Origin of the sequence: Pseudoduganella namucuonensis (assembly GCF_900116645.1) — a bacterium.
GTDB lineage: Bacteria > Pseudomonadota > Gammaproteobacteria > Burkholderiales > Burkholderiaceae_D > Rugamonas > Rugamonas namucuonensis.
The window spans coordinates 14998-35547 of the sequence record NZ_FPBO01000026.1 but is presented as its reverse complement, the minus strand read 5'-3'; the positions used below and the strand labels follow the sequence as shown (position 1 = coordinate 35547).

The 20550-nt window shown below is 67.3% G+C and carries 18 protein-coding genes; 3 read left to right on the top strand and 15 right to left on the bottom strand.

The genetic code is table 11. The features are described from left to right. From BM436_RS23700 to BM436_RS23685, 4 genes are all read right to left on the bottom strand, one after another. The gene (locus BM436_RS23700; protein ID WP_093558013.1) at positions 1-873 is read right to left on the bottom strand and encodes a protein-L-isoaspartate(D-aspartate) O-methyltransferase; all 873 of its coding nucleotides are present in this window, start codon (positions 871-873) and stop codon (positions 1-3) included. Continuing rightward, on the bottom strand, positions 870-1607 hold the full coding sequence (surE, locus tag BM436_RS23695) for a 5'/3'-nucleotidase SurE (RefSeq protein ID WP_093558012.1): 738 nt from the start codon (positions 1605-1607) through the stop codon (positions 870-872). Before surE ends, BM436_RS23700 begins: the two co-directional genes overlap by 4 nt. A gap of 96 nt (positions 1608-1703) precedes the next feature. Beyond that, the gene (locus tag BM436_RS23690; protein WP_093558011.1) at positions 1704-3623 is read right to left on the bottom strand and encodes a KGGVGR-motif variant AAA ATPase; all 1920 of its coding nucleotides are present in this window, start codon (positions 3621-3623) and stop codon (positions 1704-1706) included. A gap of 13 nt (positions 3624-3636) precedes the next feature. Beyond that, positions 3637-4242: a toll/interleukin-1 receptor domain-containing protein gene (locus tag BM436_RS23685; RefSeq protein ID WP_093558010.1), complete on the bottom strand. Its 606-nt coding sequence runs from the start codon at positions 4240-4242 to the stop codon at positions 3637-3639. Positions 4243-4389: 147 nt separating this feature from the next. Between BM436_RS23685 and BM436_RS23680 the strand changes: the two genes are divergently transcribed. After that, the gene (locus tag BM436_RS23680; protein WP_093558009.1) at positions 4390-5370 is read left to right on the top strand and encodes an NADPH:quinone oxidoreductase family protein; all 981 of its coding nucleotides are present in this window, start codon (positions 4390-4392) and stop codon (positions 5368-5370) included. Between the two features lie 101 nt (positions 5371-5471). Here BM436_RS23680 and yoaA read toward each other — a convergent pair whose 3' ends face one another. Together yoaA and BM436_RS23670 are read right to left on the bottom strand one after the other, a co-directional pair. After that, the gene (gene yoaA, locus BM436_RS23675; protein WP_093558008.1) at positions 5472-7511 is read right to left on the bottom strand and encodes a DNA repair helicase YoaA; all 2040 of its coding nucleotides are present in this window, start codon (positions 7509-7511) and stop codon (positions 5472-5474) included. A 25-nt stretch (positions 7512-7536) separates the two neighbouring features. Continuing rightward, entirely contained in the window at positions 7537-7737 is a 201-nt protein-coding gene (locus BM436_RS23670) for a YdcH family protein (RefSeq protein ID WP_093558007.1), read from the bottom strand. Between the two features lie 122 nt (positions 7738-7859). Here BM436_RS23670 and BM436_RS23665 point away from each other — a divergent pair, with 122 nt between their 5' ends. After that, complete coding sequence (locus tag BM436_RS23665) at positions 7860-8660, top strand: PP2C family protein-serine/threonine phosphatase (protein ID WP_093558006.1); 801 nt, start codon at positions 7860-7862, stop codon at positions 8658-8660. A 96-nt stretch (positions 8661-8756) separates the two neighbouring features. Here the strand turns inward: BM436_RS23665 and BM436_RS23660 are convergent, their stop codons facing one another. The 8 genes from BM436_RS23660 to BM436_RS23625 all read right to left on the bottom strand — a co-directional run bounded on the left by BM436_RS23660 (position 8757) and on the right by BM436_RS23625 (position 19169). Next, the gene (locus BM436_RS23660; protein ID WP_093558005.1) at positions 8757-9938 is read right to left on the bottom strand and encodes an aspartyl/asparaginyl beta-hydroxylase domain-containing protein; all 1182 of its coding nucleotides are present in this window, start codon (positions 9936-9938) and stop codon (positions 8757-8759) included. Next, positions 9938-10669: a hypothetical protein gene (locus BM436_RS23655; RefSeq protein ID WP_093558004.1), complete on the bottom strand. Its 732-nt coding sequence runs from the start codon at positions 10667-10669 to the stop codon at positions 9938-9940. Before BM436_RS23655 ends, BM436_RS23660 begins: the two co-directional genes overlap by 1 nt. Positions 10670-10682: 13 nt before the next feature. Then, entirely contained in the window at positions 10683-11780 is a 1098-nt protein-coding gene (gene zapE / locus BM436_RS23650) for a cell division protein ZapE (protein ID WP_093558003.1), read from the bottom strand. A gap of 161 nt (positions 11781-11941) precedes the next feature. Continuing rightward, on the bottom strand, positions 11942-13375 hold the full coding sequence (gene lpdA / locus BM436_RS23645; RefSeq protein WP_093558002.1) for a dihydrolipoyl dehydrogenase: 1434 nt from the start codon (positions 13373-13375) through the stop codon (positions 11942-11944). Positions 13376-13390: 15 nt separating this feature from the next. Continuing rightward, positions 13391-13723 (bottom strand): PspC domain-containing protein, encoded by a 333-nt coding sequence (locus BM436_RS23640; RefSeq protein ID WP_093558001.1) that lies wholly within the window; start codon positions 13721-13723, stop codon positions 13391-13393. An 84-nt stretch (positions 13724-13807) separates the two neighbouring features. Continuing rightward, a complete protein-coding gene (gene odhB / locus BM436_RS23635; protein ID WP_093558000.1) occupies positions 13808-15061 on the bottom strand; it encodes a 2-oxoglutarate dehydrogenase complex dihydrolipoyllysine-residue succinyltransferase in 1254 nt (417 codons plus the stop codon). A 106-nt stretch (positions 15062-15167) separates the two neighbouring features. Next, the gene (locus tag BM436_RS23630; protein ID WP_093557999.1) at positions 15168-18023 is read right to left on the bottom strand and encodes a 2-oxoglutarate dehydrogenase E1 component; all 2856 of its coding nucleotides are present in this window, start codon (positions 18021-18023) and stop codon (positions 15168-15170) included. A 228-nt stretch (positions 18024-18251) separates the two neighbouring features. Then, on the bottom strand, positions 18252-19169 hold the full coding sequence (locus BM436_RS23625) for a LysR family transcriptional regulator (RefSeq protein WP_093557998.1): 918 nt from the start codon (positions 19167-19169) through the stop codon (positions 18252-18254). Positions 19170-19267: 98 nt separating this feature from the next. Here BM436_RS23625 and BM436_RS23620 point away from each other — a divergent pair, with 98 nt between their 5' ends. Then, positions 19268-20122 (top strand): MBL fold metallo-hydrolase, encoded by an 855-nt coding sequence (locus BM436_RS23620; RefSeq protein WP_093557997.1) that lies wholly within the window; start codon positions 19268-19270, stop codon positions 20120-20122. A 159-nt stretch (positions 20123-20281) separates the two neighbouring features. On the opposite strand, the gene BM436_RS23615 is transcribed toward BM436_RS23620, so the two are convergent. Further along, complete coding sequence (locus tag BM436_RS23615) at positions 20282-20518, bottom strand: helix-turn-helix domain-containing protein (RefSeq protein WP_307666153.1); 237 nt, start codon at positions 20516-20518, stop codon at positions 20282-20284. Between the last annotated feature and the right edge of the window lie 32 nt (positions 20519-20550).

Here is a 20550-nt window from a genome sequence, read left to right as displayed (position 1 = left end):
TCAGACGGTTCCAGGGCGCAATGGCACGAAATGGCAGTCTTCCAGCGTCTGGCTGGCCCACTCCGCCTTGCCCAGGCGCGTCACCAGCTGCAAATGCTGGGTGCGCGCGCCCACCGGGGCCACCAGCCGGCCGCCCACGGCCAGCTGTTCCAGCAGCGCCGGCGGGACCTCCATGCCGGCCGCCGCCAGGATGATGCCATCGAACGGGGCAGCCTGCGGCAGGCCTAGCATACCATCTCCGTAGTGCAAACGCAGGTTCGCCACCCGCAAGGGGCGCAAATTGGCCTTGGCCAGCTCGTGCAGCGGCTTGATGCGCTCGATCGAATACACCTCCTGCGCCAGGCAGGACAGCACCGCCGCCTGGTAGCCGCAGCCGGTGCCGATCTCCAGCACCCGGCGCAGCTGGCCGCCGTTGCGCATCACCTCGATCATGCGCGCCACGATATAGGGCTGGGAAATGGTCTGGTGGTGGCCGATCGGCAGCGAGGCGTCGATGTAGGCCTGGGAGGCCAGCGCCTCGTCCATGAACATGTGGCGCGGCACCGCCTCCAGCGCGCCCAGCACCACCGTGTCCTTCACGCCCTGCCTGGCCACCCGCGCCACCATGGCGCGGCGCACCGCGTCCGACACCAGCGGGTTCTGGCGCGGCGCCGCGGCCGGCACCGGCTGGGCCCGCTCCAGCGCGTGGCTGTGCAGGCGCGACGGCGCCGCCGGCGCCTGGCGCACCGCCTGGTAACCGCCCTGCGCCGCGCTGCGCGCGTTCTGCGTCGCCGTCTGCGGCGTGGCCACGGGCGAGAACACGGGCTGCTTTTTCTGCGGCTTGTCCACCACGGACGACAGCGGCAGCGGGAAGGTGCGGTTCTTGTCGGTCATGCCAGGCCTTTTGCCAGCGTCTCGAGCTGGGTGCGGTGGGTGAGGTCGATCTGCAGCGGCGTCAGCGACACGCAGCCCTGGGACACGGCGTGGAAATCGGTGCCCTCGCCGGCGTCCTTGCAGGCGCCGGGCGGGCCGATCCAGAAGATCTCGCGGCCACGCGGGTCGTGCGAGCGGATCACCGGCTCGGACTGGTGGCGCTTGCCCAGCCGCGTGGCCGCCAGCGGCCCCATGGCGGCGTACGGCCGGTTCGGGATGTTGACGTTCAGCAGGTACGGCCGCGGCAGGGTGTCGAAATGGCGCTGCACGATGTCGCGCGCGACCTTGGCCGCGTCGTCGATGTGCTCCCAGCCGAAGGCGCCCTGCGAGAAGGCGATGGCGGGGATGCCGAACAGATAACCCTCGGTGGCGGCCGCCACCGTGCCGGAGTACAGCGTGTCGTCCCCCATGTTGGGGCCGTTGTTGATGCCCGACACCACCAGGTCGGGCTTCTCGGTCAGCATGCCGGTCAGCGCGATGTGCACGCAGTCGGTGGGGGTTCCGTTGACAAAATAAAAACCATTCGGGGCGCGCTGCACCGACAGCGGGCGGTCCAGCGACAGCGAATTCGAGGCCCCGGAACGGTTGCCCTCGGGCGCCACCACGATGATGTCGGCGATGGCCGCCAGCGCGTCGGCCAGGGCGGTGATGCCGGGCGCCAGATAACCGTCGTCGTTACTAATTAGGATACGCATGGCAGCGATTTTACCTGAAGCAACGGGGCTCCAGCGCATGGCCAAAGCCGTTGCAGCAGATAAATTTCGGGCGGGGAGACGGGCCCCGCCGCATGCTCAGGGCAGTTCGGCGCGCTCCCCGTCCGGCGCCGGCGCGGCGTCCGGCTCTTGGGGCGCGAGGCGGACGTTCCACAGCGAAAACACGTTGGCCGCCTGCTCCTCCCGCGGCGCCGGTTGCGCCTGCGCGGCGTAGGGCCAGGCGCCGTAGGCGCGCCGGGGCGGGACGGCGTGCTCCGCGCCCTGCCCCGCGCCGTAGTGTCCAGGCTCCTGCTGCACGCCGGACACGCGGCGCGGCGCGGGCTCCGTCCCCTGGGAGGGCGGCATGCCGGCCTCCAGCGGGCCGTCGTCCCGCTCCATGCGCGCCAGGGTGCGCGCCAGCGCCTCGCCGGCCTCCAGCGTGGCGGCGTGGCCGGCGCCCAGCAGCCGGACGCGCGCCGCCAGCACCTGTTCCTGCGCCTGGCGCGCCGGCTCCAGTTCGCCCGCCTGGTACAGCATGGCCGCGCGCGCGGCGATGCCGTCCAGGGTCATGGGATGGTCCCGGCCCCAGCGCCTCAGCAGCACCCGCAGCACCTCCTCCTGGCGCGCCAGCGCGGCGGCGAAATGGCCCTGCCCGGCCAAGGCGCGGGCCTGGGCCGCGCGCGCCTCCAGCACGTCCGCGTGCTCGGCGCCCAGCAGCCTGGCGCGCGTCTCGACCACGCAGCGCAGCAGCAGGCGCGCCTCGTCCATCCGGCCCTGGCCCAGCAGCAATCCGGCCAGTTGCGCCTTGGCCGACACGGTGTCCAGATGCTCCTCGCCCAGCGCCTTGGCGTGCAGTTCCACGCTTTCGCGGAAGCTCAGCATGGCCGGCAGCGGACGCCCCTCCTCGCGGTGCAGTTCGCCCAGCCGGTACAGCTCGCGCGCCAGCAGCAGGCGGCGCGCATTGCCGTCGTCCAGTTCGCTCCGCGCGCGCTCGACCGCCCGCAGCAGCGGCATCTCGGCGCGCGAACGCCAGGGCGGATGGCCGTCCTCCAGCCACAGCAGCAGCGACTCGTAGCCGCGCGTGGCGGACAGGCGGTCGGCCAGCGGCTCGTCGCGGGCCGGCAACTGCTCGCCGTAGGCCAGGGCGCGCGTCTGCGGCAGCTGCACCTCGTCGAAATAGCTGTCCAGCGACACCCGGGTCAGGCCGTAGGCCTCGCCCAGCACGCGCTCAAACGCCGGCTGGTAGCCGGCCTCGCCGTGGCGGCATTGCGCGCGCCTGGCCGCGTCCTCCAGGTCCAGCCGGGCCGGCAGCGGATACACCAGCAGCGGGCGCTGCTCCTCCTCGTGGCTGCGGCGGTAGGTGGTGGCGCGCAGCACCAGCGCCTGCAGCCCGTCCAGGTTCTGGCGGCTGGCCTCGAACAGCAGCACCAGCCGGGTCGGCAGCAGGACGGTGCAGATGCCGGCGCAATCGCCCCGGCCGCTGCGCGCGTCGACCAGCACGTGGCGGAAGTGGCGCGCCAGCAACTCCGAGAAGCAGCGGAACAGGGCCGGGCAGGACAGGAACAGCGACTCCCAGTCCAGGCCGGCCAGCCGCTCGGCGTAGCCGCTGTCCTGCCGGCCGGCGCGCATCAGGTACAGCGGCCGGCCCGGGTCCACCCGCACCACGTAACGCTCCCAGCCCACGGCCGCCAGCACCTGCCTGGCCAGCTCGGCGCCGTCCTGGCCCTCCTTGTCCTCGCCCGGACGGCGGCGGCGCCGGCGCAACTGCTCGCGGCAAGCCAGGAAGAACTCCAGCACGCCGGGACCGTCGTCGCCGGCCTGGAAATACTGGTGCAGGCCGGGCGCGTCGAGGTCCCAGTCGATCATCAGCACCGGCCGCGTCGCGTGGTCGCGCCCGGCCAGCAGCAGGCCGATGTTGGCCAGGGCGGTGCTGCGCCCGGCGCCGCCCTTGTGGGAATGAAATGTGATAACGTCTCCGGGCGTGGCGAGCGCCGGCAAATGCGGTTGCGGGTGGTCCATGATGCACCTTTTTTTAACGGGGAAAATGGGGAGGCGGCTCGGCGCGCCAGACTTCCGGTATCGGCGGCAGCACGAAGCGGCTGCAATCGTGGCCTGGCGGGATGCAGTGTTTCAGGTAGTGGTAGTGGGCCGCGATGCGCTGCACGATCTTCTCGATGTCGGGCAGGAAGTCCGGATTGGTCTTCAGGTCGCCGGTGGCCAGCGTGTAGCGCGAAAAATCGACGTACATGCCGGGATTGGTGATCTGCGGCGGCAGGCACAGCGGATGGCGCGTCATGATGACGGGGATGATCAGGTGGCTGGGCAGCGGATACCAGGCGCGCCGCTCCTCCTCGATCAGCTGCATGGCGGCGAACTCGCGACGCGTGTAGGCGTGCGCCTCGTACTTGGGGGTGTAGATCATGATCATGCAGACGCTTTCGCACAGCGCCAGCGCGATGCGGCGGTCCAGGTCGTCGCCGCCGCCCAGTTGTTCGGTGTCGACGAACAGCTCGCTTTCGTTGTCGAAATGCGGCTCCAGGTAACACCGCAGCGCGTCCGCAAGATCGTTCTTGAACTTGCTCATGTAAGCGTGCTGCCCGTGCGCGTAACTGAAGAAACAGCCGTAGCGGATGCCCATGGCAACCCCCGATCGTATGCATGCCCTCGTTTTCACTGTAGTCACCGCGCCACAGTCGCCTTTGCGAATTCTCAATCGGACACAAGGGCCCGAACCGGGGTAAAATAGAACGCACGTGCTAATTTTTAACAACAATCAAGGAGACCTATGAAAGCCATCGTATGCAAAGCCTGGGGCCTGCCCGACACCCTGGCCGTGGAGGAATTGCCGGACCCGGTCGCCGCGCCGGGCCACGTGGTGCTGGACGTGCAGGCGGCCGGCGTGAACTTCCCGGACGTGTTGATCATCCAGGGCAAGTACCAGTACAAGCCCGAGCTGCCGTTCACCCCGGGCAACGAGGTGGCCGGCGTCGTGCGCGCGGTGGGCGACGGCGTGACGGCCTTCAAGCCGGGCGACAAGGTGATCGCGTTCTCCGCGCACGGCGCCTTCGCGCAGCAGCTGGCGGTGCCGGTGCAGGCGCTGATGCCGATGCCGCCGGGCATGGACTTCGACACGGCCGCCGCCATCACCCTCACCTACGGCACCTCGCACCACGCGGTGGTGGACCGCGCGGCCTTGAAGGCCGGCGAAACCATGCTGGTGCTGGGCGCGGCGGGCGGCGTGGGACTGGCGGCGATCGAGATCGGCAAGGCGCTGGGCGCGCGCGTGATCGCGGCCGCCTCCACCGACGAGAAGCTGGCCGTGTGCAAGGAGCACGGCGCGGACGAGCTGATCAACTACGGCACGCAAGACCTGCGCGAGGCGATCAAGGCCCTCACCGGCGGCAAGGGACCGGACGTGGTCTACGACCCGGTGGGCGGCGACTACGCCGAGGCGGCGTTCCGTTCGATCGCCTGGCGCGGGCGCTACCTGGTGGTGGGTTTCGCCAACGGCGAGATCCCGAAATTGCCGCTCAACCTGGCGCTGCTGAAGGGCGCGTCGCTGGTCGGCGTGTTCTGGGGCGAATACGCCAAGCGCGAGCCGAAAGCCAACCTGGCCGGCATGATGCAACTGCTGGGCTGGATGGCCGAAGGCAAGATCCGCCCCCACATCTCCGCCCGCTACGCGCTGGCCGAGACCCCGCAGGCGCTGAACGACATGGCCGCCCGCAAGGTCACCGGCAAGGTCGTGATCCAGCCGCAGCGCTGACGCAGCGAACGCCGCTTTCGAGCGGCGCGCGGCGCCACGCCATTGTTGACGCCGGTTGGGGTCTGACCCCGAAAGGCTGCTGACGCCGGTTGGGCGGCGGCTCAGGTCGATTCGGGGGCGGCGGCTTCGCCCTGGAAGAAGGCGATCACCTCGGCCGCCTCGCGGGTGCGCTTGAACGGCGGCAGGCTTTGCCAGATGCGGCGGCCGTAGGGCTTGCTGATGACGCGCGGGTCGCACAGCATCAGCACGCCGCGGTCGCCCTCGTCGCGGATCAGGCGGCCGGCGCCCTGCTTGAGGTTGATGATGGCCTCCGGCAGCGTGTGGTGCATGAAACCGTTCATGCCCTGCTTTTCCATCACCTCGATGCGCGCGGCCAGCACCGGGTCGTCCGGCGGCGCGAACGGCAGCTTGTCGATGATCACCAGCGACAAGGCCTCGCCCCGCACGTCCACGCCCTCCCAGAAGCTCTGGCTGCCGATCAGCACGCCGTTGCCGGACTTGCGGAACTGGTCCAGCAACTCGGTGCGCCCCTTGTCGCCCTGCACGAACAGCGGATACGGCAGGCCGCGCTTCTCGAACTCGTCGCGCAGGCGCTCGGCCGCGCGCTTCACCGCGCGCAGGGTCGTGCACAGCAGGAAAGCGCGCCCGCCCGAGGCCTCGATCACCGGCAGCGCCGCGTCCAGCACGGCGTCCGTGTAGCCCATGGAGTTCGGGTCCGGCAGGCCGGTCGGCACGTACAGGATGCCCTGCTGCTCGTAGTTGAACGGGCTGGGCCAGGTGCGCGCCGGTTCGCCGGCCAGCCCCATCTGCTCGGCGAAGTGCTTGAAGTCGTTCTTCACCGCCAGGGTCGCGGAGGTGAAGATCCAGCTGCGCGGCACGCCCTCGCGCTGGCCGTTGAAGATGGGCGCGATCGACAGCGGCGTCTTGTGCAGCTGCAGCGAACTGGTGTAGGCCTCCACCCAGAACACCGCCTCCTCGCCCTTGGCCACCTTGGCCTTGGGATCGAATTTCCAGTCGCGCAGCTGCTGCGCCAGCTCGGTGGCGCGCACGCGGCACTGCTCCAGGGTCTCGGCGCGCTCGGCCTGCTTGTCGAGCACGGCGATCAGGCCGTCCAGCTCGTCCTTCAGGGTTTCCAGCGCGGGGAAGAACTCGCTGGACGGGGCGATCTGCGGCAGCGACAGGCGCACGATGTCTTGCGGGAAGGTCAGGCGCAGGTCGCGCGCCGCCTTTTCCACCACCGTCACGGTCTTGCCCCAGTCGGCGCCGTCGCGCGCGTGGGACAGGCCCTCGGCCAGCACGTCGCGGCACAGCTCCAGCACCTGGGAGGTGGAGAAGGTGTCGCCGAAGAACAGCGTCGCCGTGTCCGGCAGCTGGTGCGCCTCGTCGAAGATGATGGTGTTGGCCGACGGCAGCAGCTCGGCCACGCCGGTGTCCTTCAGCGCCACGTCGGCGAAGAACAGGTGGTGGTTGACCACCACCACGTCCGCCTGCTGCGCCTCCTTGCGCGCCTTCATCACGAAGCAGTCCTGGTAATACTGGCACTCGGCGCCCATGCAGTTGTCGCGGGTGGAGGTGACCAGGTTCCAGATCAGCGCGTTTTCCGGCACGCGCGCCAGCTCGGCCTTGTCGCCGGAGCTGGTCATTTTCAGGAAGCGGGAGATCTCGCGCAGGTGGCCGACGTCCTCGCGCGAGGTCATGCGGCCGTTCTGCAGCGTGCGCTCCAGGTGGTAGTGGCACACGTAGTTGCCGCGCCCCTTCAGCAGCGCCACCGAGACCGGCGCCTGCAGCGCGGCGCGCACGGTGGGGATGTCGCGCAGGAACAGCTGGTCCTGCAGGTTCTTGGTGCCGGTGGAGACGATGGTCTTGCCGCCCCACAGCAGCGCCGGGACCAGGTAGGCGAAGGTCTTGCCGGTGCCCGTGCCCGCCTCGGCGATCAGCGTGCTCTGCTCCGCGATCGCGTTGGCGATGGCCTTCGCCATCTCGGTTTGCGATTTGCGCGGGCGAAAGCCCCCCACCGCCGGACTCAGCGGCCCGCCGGGACCGAACAAGCGGTCGATCTCGGCATCGTGTTTGCCAGGAGGAAGTTGGGGTTCGCCGCTGTCGGCGGGCGCCGAGGGCGTGAGTTGGGGATCGGTCAAAATAAGCTAAGGTGGGGCGGGGACGCGCTCAGGCGGGAACGTCCGGAACCAGCTGCATTTTCAGCAGGGTGATATAGTCTTTCAATTGCAACTTCCGTTTCTTCAGGCGACGCAGTTGCAATTGATCATGATGGCCATCCAGCGTCAGCATTTCAATCACGGCGTCCAGATCGCGGTGTTCCACGTCGAGCTCGATGATACGGCGCTTGATTTCTTCTACGTCTGTCATTGGATCCCAGTTTCTGTTATTTTGCCAACAGTTTCGCATGGTCAACAACTGCACGCTTGCAACAAAACTGTTTACCAGTGCATAGTTTAACTCAGCGCACAGAAGCAGGCTAGCTTGACCCCATGAGCACATACAAAATCGAAGCCGGCACCGCCCAGCACCTGGGCAGCCGGCCCCAGCAAACGGACCGCGCCGCGCTGTACACGGCGGCGCGCGCGCCCGGCTACGTGATGGCCGTGCTGGCCGACGGCATGGGCTCGTCCGTCGCCGCCGAGCAGGTGCTGCACACCAGCAAGCACCTGTTCGACGAATACCGCGCCGGCGACAGCGCCAGCCTGCCCCGCCTCAAGGAGTTGCTGCGCAGCATAGCGCAGGAGGCGCACGACGTGATCGTGATGAACCCCGCCGTCAACAGCGAGCCGCAATCGACGCTGGTGCTGCTGGTGCTGACGCCGCAGGGCCAGGCCATCTGGACCCACGTGGGCGAGTCGCGCCTGTATCGTTTTACCAACGAACACTGCGCCATGCGCAGCAACAACAGCGCCTACGTCGATTACCTGGTGAACGTGGACAAGCTGCCGCTGGAGGCGGCGCAAAAACACCGCAGCACGCGCATGCTGAACAATGTGCTGGGCAACCGGCAAAAGCAGCCCTTCGTGACCATCGGCGTGCACGAGAACCTGCAGCCGGGCGACGCCTTCCTGCTGTGCTCGGACGGCCTGTGGCAATACTTCACCGACGCCGAACTGGCCGCCGCCGTGGCGCGCGGCACGCCGCGGCAGGCGTCCGAGCGGCTGATCACCAAGGCCATGGAACGCGCCAAGGGCAAGGGCGACAACTGCACCATGGCCATCATCAAGCTGGTGGCGCCGCCCAAGGAGGCGCCGACCTACGTGGTGCAGAAGATGGACAAGGCGGTATAGCCATGTAGGGCGGAGTAAGCCGAAGGCGCAGTCCGCCGGATGCCGGCGGACCCGCGCGCATCCGGCGGAATAGCGCGATGCGCTACTCCGCCCTACTTAATCCCAGTCCGCCTTCTTGCCGCCGTAGGCGTCGATCGACGCCAGCATGGCCGACACCAGTTGCCGCTCGCGCTCCGAAATCTCCTCGCGCCAGGCCTCGAACAGCAGGATCACGCGCGTCTCGGCGCTGTTGTTCCAGGCCTCGTGCTCGATGCTGTCGTCGAACAGCCAGGCCTGCCCCACCTTCCATTCGCGCGTCTCGTTGCCCACCCGCAGCGCGCAGCCGGGCGGGACGATCAGCGGCAGGTGGCCTATCATGCGCGTGTTCAGCATGCCGTGGTGCGCCGGGATGTGCGCGCCCGGACGCAGCAGCGAAAACAGCATGGACGGCGTGCGCCCCGGCACGTGCGGCTTGGGCACGCCCTCCAGCGCGGCCATGGTCCTCGGGCAGCGCGCCATGTTCTCCGGCACCGGCTCGCCGTTCTTCCACAGGAAGAAGGCGCTCCAGGCGGGATTGTTCAGCATCGGCCCCTGGTTCACCTTGGGCCGGTCCGGGTCGCCCTGCACATAGGGCTGGAACGCGCCCGCGTCCTCCTCCAGGATGCGCAGCAGCTCGGCGCGGATGTCGTCGGTCGCGTCCTCCAGCGGCTTCAGCCACGGGTAGCGCGTGTTGTCGAAGTACTGGATCAGCGGCAGGCCGGGGAAATAATAGGCGCGCGGCTGCTGCGGATAGATCTCCTTCTTCCCCAGCATCAGCTCCAGCGACTGCGCGAAGCGCGCGTCGCGCCGCTCGTCGAAGCCGGCCTTTTCCAGCTCGGTCACCAGGAAGGATTCGAACTTGCCGGCGTAGTGCGCGATCATGTCCTGCGCGCGCTTGAGCTCATTGCGCAGGTTGGGCGACAGCCGCGACGGATCGGGCGCGGCGCGCAGCGCGGCGCGGTAATAGGCGGCGGCGGCCTGGCCGTCGGCCTCGGCGTGCAGCAAGTCCCCCTTCAGCATCAGCACCTGCAGGCCGGACGGCTCCAGCGCCAGCGCGCGGTCCGCGGCGCTGTGCGCGGAGGCGCGGTCGGACAGCGAGGCGCAGGCGTAGGCCAGGCCGATGAACACCGAGGCCTCGGCCACGCCGCCCGCCACCAGCCGCTCGAACTGCCGCCTGGCCTGTTCCGTCTGGCCGTTCCGCAAGGCGGCGAACGCCGATTGCGCCAGCTGGCGCGCCTCGTTGGCGGACAGGCCGGCCATTATTTGCCGCGCTCCTTGGCGGCCGCCGCCTCCGCCTTCGCGGCGGACGCCTTGGCCGCGGCTTCCGCCTCGGCGGCGCGCTTGCGCGCCTTCTCCTCGCGGGCCAGCTTCTTCTCGGCCACCTGCGCCTGGCGGCGCTCGGAGTCGGCCTTCTTCTTCTCGAACTCGGCCACGTTCTGCGCGCGCAGGCCGGCCTCGGCGGCGTCCTTCTCCTGCTGGCGCTTCACCTTGGCCTCGTACGCCGCCTGGCGCTGGTCCAGGGTGGGACCGGGCTTGGCGGCCGGCTTGGCCGGTTCGCGCTCGGCGCGCGCCGGCTGCGGCGCGGCGGCGCGGCGCGCCAGTTCCTCCTCGTCCTTCTTCAGGCGATCGGCCAGTTCGCGGTCGCGCTGCTCCACCGCGTGCTGGCGCTTGAAGCGGCTCGCCTCCACTTCGATCGCGCGCAGGCCGGACAGCGCCGCGCGGCGCTTTTCCTTGGCCTGGTCCAGGCAGTGGTTGACGAAGAAGCGGGTGTTGCAGACCTCTTCGCTGGCCGCGTATTCGGCGCCGACCGCGGCGCGCGCCTGCTCCACTTCCTTCAATTTCGCGTCGGCCTGCTCCACCGAGTGCGTGCGCGGCACCACCGGTTCCAGCAGCGGCGCCTGGCCCATGTTCTGGGCCTGGGCCATACCCGCCAAGGTTGCCAGCGCGGCGACCATCATCGCGCACGCCACGCGCTTGTCATGCTTTGCCATGTTTATCCTGTCATCAGGACAGCGCTTCGGCTACTCCGCGCTGCTCCTTGTCCATATAGTCGCGCGACTGCATTTCCACAATGCGCGACACGGTGCGATGAAACTCGTTGGCCAGCATGCCCGTCGTGTAGAGCTCCTCCGGCTCCACCTCGGCCGACATCAGGAGCTTGACCTTCTGGTCATAGAACACATCAATCAGCCAGGTGAAGCGGCGTGCCTCGGACGACATGGCGGCCGACATCATCGGTATGCCGGACAGTATAACCGTATGGAAGCGGCTGGCGATTTCCAGGTAGTCGTTTTGCGAGCGGGGGCCGCCGCACAGCGTGTGGAAATCGAACCAGATGATGGAGCCGGCGCGGCGCAGCGCGCGGATCTCGCGGCTCTCGATCATCACGCGCGGGTCCTCGTCGGCGGTCTCGGCGATGCGCGCGTAGGCCTGGCGCAGCGACTCGTCGGTGGCCGCGCCCAGCGGCGTGTAGTAGGAATCGACCTGCTCCAGCGCGCGGCCCCGGTAGTCGACGCCGGCGTCCACGTTCATCACGTCCATCTTCGCCTTCAGCAGCGCGATGGTGGGCAGGATGCGGTCGCGGTGCAGGCCGTCCGGGTACAGCAGTTCCGGGTCGTAGTTCGAGGTCATGATGAAGGACACGCCGTTGTCGAACAGCGCCGACAGCAGGTTGTACATGATCATGGCGTCGGCCACGTCGGAGATGTGGAACTCGTCGAAGCAGATCAAGCGGTATTTGCGGGCCACGCGGCGCGCCACCTCCTGCAGCGGATTGGCCACGCCTTTGAGCTCGTCGAGCTGGCGGTGGATGTCGCGCATGAATTCGTGGAAGTGCACGCGCGTCTTGCGCACCAGCGGCACCACGGAATAGAAGCTGTCCATCAGGAAGGACTTGCCGCGCCCCACCCCGCCCCACATGTAGACGCCCTTGGGCACGTCCGGACGGTTGATGAAGCGCTTGAAGCTGTTCGAGCGCTGGCCCTTGTACTCCACCCACTGGTCGTAGCAGAGCTGGAGGCGGTCGACCGCGCGGCGCTGCGCCGCGTCGGCCTTGAAATCGCGCTGGGTCAGCGCGTGCTGGTAGAACTCTTGGACGTTCATAATTGTCGCTCTAAACAACAAAAGCCGGACAGGGCCGGCTTTCGTAGGGCGGAGTAGCGCGCATGCGCTATTCCGCCAATGCGTGCAGGCCTGGGCTGCATCCGCGGGACGGGCTATCGGTACGCCGGCGGAATAGCGCGTTGCGCTACTCCGCCCTACGCTTAGAAGTTCAGCGTGCGCTTGTCGATGGCCAGCGCGGCTTCCTTGGTCGCCTCGGACAGCGATGGGTGGGCGTGGCAGATGCGGGCGATGTCCTCGGCCGAGGCCTTGAACTCCATCGCCACCACGGCTTCCGAGATCAGCTCGGAGGCCATCGGGCCGATGATGTGCACGCCCAGGATCTCGTCGGTGGTGGCGTGCGCCAGGAACTTGACCATGCCCGAGGTGTCGCCCAGCGCGCGCGCGCGGCCGTTGGCCAGGAACGGGAAGGTGCCGGCCTTGTAGGGCGTGCCCTCGGCCTTCAGTTGCTGCTCGGTCTTGCCGACCCACGCGATTTCCGGCGAGGTGTAGATCACCCATGGAATCGTGTCGAAGTTGGTGTGGCCGTGCTGGCCGGCGATGCGCTCGGCGACCGCCACGCCCTCTTCCTCGGCCTTGTGCGCCAGCATCGGGCCGCGCACCACGTCGCCCACCGCCCACACGTTCGGCAGGTTGGTCTTGCAGTCGCCGTCCACGGCGATGAAGCCGCGCTCGTCCAGCGCCAGGCCGACCTTGTCGGCGCCCAGGCCGTTGGTGTTCGGGGTGCGGCCGATCGAGACGATCAGCTTGTCGAACACGGCGGTGACCGCCTCGCCCTTGGCGTCGGCGTATTCCACGGTGACGTTGTCAGCACCCTTGGTGACGCTGTTGATCTTGCAGCCCAGGCTGATCGCCAGGCCCTGCTTGGTGAACAGCTTGTGCGCTTCCTTGGCGATCTGCTCGTCCACGGCGCCCAGGAAGGTCGGCAGGCCTTCCAGCACGGTGACCTTGGAGCCCAGGCGGCGCCACACGGAGCCCATTTCCAGGCCGATCACGCCGGCGCCGATGACGCCCAGGTTGGCGGGCACGGCGTCGATCGCCAGCGCGCCGGTGTTCGACAGGATCAGTTTCTCGTCGAACTCGGCGCCGGGCAGCGCGCGCGCGTTGGAACCGGTGGCGATGATGACCTGCTTGGCGTTGATGGTCTCGTTGTCCTTGCCGGCGATGGCGATCGGGTAGCCCTCGGCGCCGGCGGCGCCGCCGAACGCTGCGCGGCCGTGGAAGAAGGTGACCTTGTTCTTCTTGAACAGGAACAGGATGCCGTCGTTGTTCTGCTTGACGACGGTGTCCTTGCGCTTGACCATCTGGCCCAGGTTCAGCGACAGGCCGCTGACGTCGATGCCGTGCTCCTTGAAGGAGTGGCCGGCGTGCTCGTAGTGCTCGGACGATTGCAGCAGCGCTTTCGAAGGGATGCAGCCGACGTTGGTGCAGGTGCCGCCTGGAGCGGGGCCGCCCTTGGCGTTGCTCCACTCGTCGACGCAGGCGACGGAGAAGCCCAGCTGCGCTGCGCGGATGGCGGCGATGTAGCCGCCGGGGCCAGCGCCGATAACGACGACGTCAAATTGTTTGTTGCTCATGTGTGGTATTTCCAATCAAGATTCGTCCGGGACGAAGATCCAAAGTAAGAGGTAGATCACGAGGCCGAAGCCGAAGGAAATCGTGAACAGCGCGAACACCAGGCGCCAGATCCAGGACTCCATGCCGGACACCTTGCCCAGCCCGCCGCACACGCCGCCCAGCCAGCGGTCGGCGCGCGAACGGCGGAAGCGGTTGAACTCGCTGGCGAGGTCGTCGGACGGGCCGCCGTACTTCGGCGCCTCGGCCGTGTCCAGCAGCTTCTGCTTGGCGCGGGCGAACTCGTCGTCCGTCAGCGCGCCGGCCTGGTGCAGCTCGTGGAGCCGCTTGATTTCATCGGAGACGCTCATGACACCTCTCATTAAAACCAGAGGCGAATCTGGGGTCGGACCCACTGGGTCCGACCCCGGCCCTCGCTTGGGTTTTTGGCCGAATTACAGGTCCAGCAGCAGGCGCGCCGGATCTTCCAGCGCTTCCTTCATGGCCACCAGGCCCAGCACGGCTTCGCGGCCGTCGATGATGCGGTGGTCATAGGACATGGCCAGGTAGTTCATCGGACGGACCACGATCTGGCCGTTTTCGACGACCGCGCGGTCCTTGGTCGCGTGCACGCCCAGGATGGCCGACTGCGGCGGGTTGATGATCGGGGTCGACAGCATGGAGCCGAAGGTGCCGCCGTTCGAGATCGAGAAGGTGCCGCCGGTCAGGTCTTCCAGGGTCAGCTTGCCTTCCTTGGCCTTGGCGCCGAATTCGCCGATCTTCTTCTCGATGTCGGCGATGCTCATCTGGTCCGCGTTGCGCAGGATGGGCACCACCAGGCCGCGTGGGGAGCCCACGGCGATGCCGATGTCGAAGTAGCCGTGGTAGACGATGTCGTTGCCGTCAACCGAGGCGTTGATGATCGGGTACTTTTTCAGCGCGGCGACGGCGGCCTTGACGAAGAAGGACATGAAGCCCAGCTTCACGCCGTGCTCTTTCTCGAACTTGTCCTTGTACTTGTTGCGCAGGTCGATGACCGGCTGCATGTTCACTTCGTTGAACGTGGTCAGGATGGCGTTGGTCGATTGCGATTCCAGCAGGCGCTCGGCGATACGCGCGCGCAGGCGGCTCATCGGCACGCGCTCTTCCGGACGCTCGCCCAGGTTCACGCTAGGCGCGGCCACTTTCTGCAGCGCGGGCTTGGCGGCGGCTGGCGCCAGCGGTGCCGGTGCCGCGGGTTTCGGCGCGGAGGCGGCGGCCAGGGCGTCGCCCTTGGTCACGCGGCCGTCTTTGCCGGAACCGGCAACGTTCGAGGCGGACAGGCCGGCTTCGGACAGGATCTTGGCGGCGGCCGGCATGGCCACGTCGCCTTTGGAACCACCGGTGGCGGCGGCTGGAGCTGCTGCCGGAGCGGCGGCGGCGGCTGGTGCCGATGGCGCGGCGCCGGCGCTCGGCGCATGCGCCGAGCCTTCCGTGTCGATGATGGCGATGACTTGGCCGGCGACCACGGTGGCGCCGTCCGCTTCAATGATTTGCACGACAACGCCGGCGGCCGGCGCTGGCAGTTCCAGCACGACCTTGTCGGTTTCGATGTCGATCATGTTCTCGTCGCGGGCCACGGCCTCGCCGACTTTTTTATGCCAGGACAACAGGGTCGCTTCGGCGACGGATTCGGACAGCTGGGGTACTTTAACTTCGATTTGTGCCATGAAAAAACTCCGTAACTTGTATTTTTATGCGGCTCCGCCCATCGCGGGCGGAGCCGGTGCTGATCTATTTGGTGAGGAGCCGCGCGACCCGCGCGGCGCCCTTGACTTATTTCGTCAGGATGAAGCCCTTCAGCTTCGAGAACGCCGTTTCCAGCAGGTCTTTTTGCTGGGCGTAGTGCTTGTCGTAGTAACCGACGGCGGGCGACGCGGAGGCCGGACGGCCGGCGTACGCCAGGCGCTGGCCGGCTTCCATGGACTCGAAGAGGTTGTGCTGGATCTGGAACCATGGGCCCTGATTCTGCGGCTCATCCTGCGCCCACACCACTTCCGTCGCGTTCGGGAACTTCTTCAGTTCGGCGGTGAACGACTTGTGCGGGAAGGGATACAGCTGTTCGACACGGACGATGGCGGTATCGGTCTGGCCGCGCGTCTTGCGGGCGTTGACCAGGTCGTAGTACACCTTGCCGGAGCAGGCCACCACGCGCTTGACCTTCTTGGCGTCGATCTTGTCGTCCACTTCGCCGATCACGGTCTGGAACGCGCCCTTGGCCAGTTCGCCCAGGGCGGAACCCGCGTCCTTGTTGCGCAGCAGCGATTTCGGGGTCAGGATGACCAGCGGCTTGCGGAACTGGCGCACCATCTGGCGGCGCAGCAGGTGGAAGATCTGGGCGGCGGTGGTCGGCTGCACCACTTGCATGTTGTTGTCGGCGCACAGCTGCAGGAAACGCTCGGGACGCGCGGACGAGTGCTCGGGACCCTGGCCTTCGTAACCGTGCGGCAGCATCATGACCAGGCCGGAGGCGCGGCCCCACTTCACTTCGCCGGAGCTGATGAACTGGTCGATGACAACCTGGGCGCCGTTGACGAAGTCGCCGAACTGGGCTTCCCAGATCGTCAGCGTGTTCGGCTCGGCGGTCGAGTAGCCGTATTCGAAGCCCAGCACCGCCTCTTCGGACAGCACGGAGTCGATCACGGTGAACGGCGCCTGGCCTTCGGAGATGTTCTGCAGCGGCACGTAGGTGCCGGCGTCCCAACGCTCGCGGTTCTGGTCGTGCAGCACGGCGTGGCGGTGCACGAAGGTGCCGCGGCCGGCGTCCTGGCCGGTCAGGCGCACGGCGTAGCCGGAGGCGGCCAGCGAGGCGTAGGCCAGGTGTTCGCCCATGCCCCAGTCCAGGTTCAGTTCGCCGCGGCCCATGGCGGCGCGGTCGCCCAGCACCTTCTCGACCAGCGAGTGCACCTTGAAGCCTTCCGGCACGGTGGTGATGCGGGTGGCCAGGCGTTTCAGTTCGGTCATCGGCACGGCGGTGTCGGCCGAGTCGGTCCACTTGCGGTTCAGGAACGGCAGCCAGTCGACCGCGTACTTGTTCTTGAAGTTGGAGATCACCGGATCGACGGTGTGCTTGCCGGCGTCCATGGCGTCGCGGAAGGCGGCCACCATCTGGTCGCCGCCATCGGCGCCGATCACGCCTTGCGCCACCAGCTTGTCCGCGTACAGCTTGCGGGTGCCTGGGTGCTGGGCGATCTTCTTGTACATCAGCGGCTGGGTCAGAGCGGGCGTGTCCTGCTCGTTGTGGCCCAGTTTGCGGTAGCAAATGATGTCGACGACGATGTCCTTCTGGAACTGCAGGCGGTAATCCATCGCGATTTGCGAGGCCAGCACCACGGCTTCGGGATCGTCGGCGTTCACGTGCAGCACCGGCGCCTCGATCATCTTGACGACGTCGGAGCAGTAGATGGTCGAACGCGCGTCGCGCGGGTCGGAGGTGGTGAAGCCGATCTGGTTGTTGATCACGATGTGCACCGTGCCGCCCGTGCCGTAGCCGCGGGTCTGCGCCAGGTTCAGCGTTTCCATCACGACGCCCTGGCCGGCGAAGGCGGCGTCGCCGTGCACCAGGATAGGCAGCACTTGCGCGCCCAGCGCGTCGCCGCGGCGGTCCATGCGCGCCTTGACCGAACCCTCGACCACGGGGTTGACGATTTCCAGGTGCGACGGGTTGAACGCCAGCGACAGGTGGACCGGGCCGCCCGCGGTGGAGATGTCGGACGAGAAGCCCTGGTGGTATTTCACGTCGCCGGCCGGCAAGTCGTCGCCGTGCTTGCCTTCGAATTCCTCGAACAGTTCCTTGGGCGACTTGCCCAGGGTGTTGACCAGCACGTTCAGGCGGCCGCGGTGGGCCATGCCGATGACGATTTCCTGCACGCCTTTTTCACCGGCGCGCTGGATGATCTCGTCGATCGAGGCGATGAACGTTTCGCCGCCTTCCAGCGAGAAGCGCTTCTGGCCGACGTATTTGGTGTGGAGGTAGCGCTCCAGGCCCTCGGCCGCGGTCAGGCGGTCCAGGATGTGTTTTTTCTTTTCCGCCGTGAAGTTCGGGGTCGAGCGGATCGACTCCAGGCGCTCCTGCAGCCAGCGCTTTTCGGCCGGGTCGGAGATGTACATGTATTCCGCGCCGATCGAACGGGTGTAGGTGTCGCGCAGGAAGTTGGTCAGGTCGCGCAGGGACGCGGTCTCGGGACCGAAGTAGGTGTTGCTGATGTTGAAAACGGTGTCCAGGTCGGCGTCGGTGAAGCCGTAGAACGATGGTTCCAGTTCCGGAATGGCGGGACGTTCCTGGCGCTGCAGCGGGTCCAGGTTGGCCCAGCGGGAACCCAGGTAGCGGTAGGCGGCGATCAGCTGGGTGGCGGCGACGCGTTTGCGGCCCATCTCGGCGTCGGCGGAGGCGACCACGGTGCGGATCGGGCCGGCTTTCGCGCGTTCGGCGAAGGAGGCGATGACGGAGGCGTGGGCGACGTCGGGCTTGTTGGTGCCATCGACGGCCGGCACGTGCTGCATGGCGTCGAAATACGAGCGCCAGTTGTCTGGCACGGAACCTGGATTGTCGAGATACGCCTCGTACAGCTCTTCAACGTACGGTGCATTTCCGCCAAACAAATAGGAGTTGGACGATTGTTGTTGCATCATATTGCTCACCTTTCTTCGCGCTTCGCGAGATTAGCGGGTTAATCTAACCTTCCGCGACACGGCCTGACCGGTTAGCGGATTGCACATCAAGTTGTGGGGAAGGACTCTTTTACTGAAACTTTACAAATGGTGTTCAAAAACGGTCACGTAGGATAGCACGCTGTGTTGAGTCCGGACAATCAAATTGCAAGAAAATATGCGGGTTTCCGGCGTGTCAAGCATGTCGCTTTAATAATTGCCATGGCTGGCGGAAAGCCAGCCGGGGTCGCTGGCGAACCAGTCCAGCAAATGGTCCAGCATGGCGCGCAGCGCCGGCGGCATGTGCTCGCGCGAGCTGTAGATGCCGTAAATGCCCATCTGCTGCGGGCGATGGTCGGGCAGCAATTCCACCAGTTTGCCGTCCGCCAGCAGCGGCGCGGCCGCGAAGCGCGGCTGCAGCGCGACGCCCGCGCCCTCCACCGCCGCCGCCAGCAGCGCCATCGATTCGTTGGCCGACAGGTTGCCGCCCACCGGCACCTGGACCGACTCCCCCTCCCAAGCGAAGCGCCACACGCTCTTGCCGAAATAGCTGTAGGTGAGGCAGTTGTGGCCCGCCAGCTCGGCCGCCGTCCGCGGCGCGCCGCGCCGCTCCAGGTAGGCCGGGGCCGCCACCACCACCGAGTCGCAATCACCCAGGCGGCGCGCGATCAGGCCGGGATCGAGCTCGTTGGTGATGCGCACGGCCAGGTCGATGCGCTGCTCGACCAGGTTGACGGCGCGGTTGTCGACCTGCAGGTCGATGCTGACGCGCGGATGGCGCAGCAGGAAGGCCGCCACCGCGCCGGCCAGCGCGGTCTGCGCCAGCGAATGGGAACTGGCCACGCGCAGCAGGCCGTGCGGCGCCAGCGGATCGGCCTGGCCGGCGGCCACCATGTCGTCCGCCATCGCCAGCATTTCGCGGCAGCGCGCCAGGGTCTGCTCGCCCGCCGCCGTCAGGCTGACGCGGCGCGTGGTCCGGTGCAGCAGGCGCACGCCGCACCACTCCTCCATCTCCGCCAGGTAGCGCGTGACCATGGCGCGCGACATGTCCAGCGCCTCGGCGGCGGCGATCATGCTGCCCCGCTCCGCGATCTCGCGAAACACCTTTGCCGCCGTGAGCCTGTCCATTCATTCGATCCATGCAATTAACCATTGCAATTTACACTGTTTTTCAAACGAATGCGCGGGCCTACACTGCCTCCATCACATCAACCGGAGCCAACACCATGATCAAGCAAGCCATCGCCGCCGCGGTCGCCACCGCCGCCGCCGCCACCTCCCTCGCCGCGCCGCTGACGCTGGAAGTGTTCAACCCCGGCGAAGCCGCCATCTTCCCGGTCGCCTCGGTGCTGGTGAAGGGCGACAAGGACGCGGTGCTGATCGACGCCCAGTTCTCGCGCGGCGAAGCGCAAAAACTGGTGCAACTGATACGCGCCAGCGGCAAGCGCCTGACCACCGTCTACGTCAGCCACGGCGACCCGGACTTCTATTTCGGGCTGGACGTGATCCAGGCCGCCTTCCCGGAAGCGCGCATCGTCGCCACGCCGGGCACCGTGGCCGCGATGGAGAAGAAGGCCGCCGCCAAGGTGGCGCACTGGGGGCCGATCCTGAAGGAGAACGCGCCGCAAAAGATCGTCATGCCGCAGGCGCTGGCCGGCGACGAGATCACGCTGGAGGGTGAAAAGCTGAAGATCGAGGGGCCGGACCGCGACCGCACCTTCGTGTGGATCCCGTCCATCAAGGCGGTGGCCGGTGGCGTGGTGCTGTTCCAGGGCCTGCACGTGTGGATGGCCGACACGCAGAGCGCGGAATCGCGCCGCCAATGGCTGTCCACGCTGGACCGCGTGGCCGCGCTGAAGCCGGTGACGGTGGTGCCCGGCCACTTCCAGCCCGGCGCCGCGTTCACGCCGGACAGTATCGCCTACACGGCCAACTACGTGCGCCAGTTCGAGGCCGAGACCGCGAAAGCCGCCGATTCCGCGGCGCTGGCCGCCGCGATGAAGGCAGCCCATCCCGCCGCCGGCCTGGAAAGCGCGCTGCAGCTCAGCGCCAAGGTGGCGAAGGGCGAGATGAAGTGGTAGGAAAGTGGTAATCGGCGTCGAGCCCTATTGGGGCTTGGCCGCTATCCTCGTCATTTCAGCGGCGCCGACAGGCATCCGTTGCAATGGCGAGTTAGCCGATCGTTTCAAGAAGGACTTCAGGATGACGTTTGGCGATGCGTATGAGCGCTTGCGCCGCGCCTACGGTGCGCGGCGCCCTTGCTCCCATTCCTGCAAAGTACGCTTGGAAATGCACAGGATCTCAGCGAACTGGGCCTGGGATAGACCTGTGCTCCGACGCGCTTCCGCGACTTCGTTCAGCTCCACCGTCGTGACACGCGCGGCTTGCCCCGCTTTCATCTCGCGCACAGACTGTAACAGCTTGCGCCCCAAAGCCTCGCCTGCGGACACCGCTTGGGGCCGAACGCGCTTCGTCATTTTTCAATTTCCTCTCGAATTGCTTTCACTTC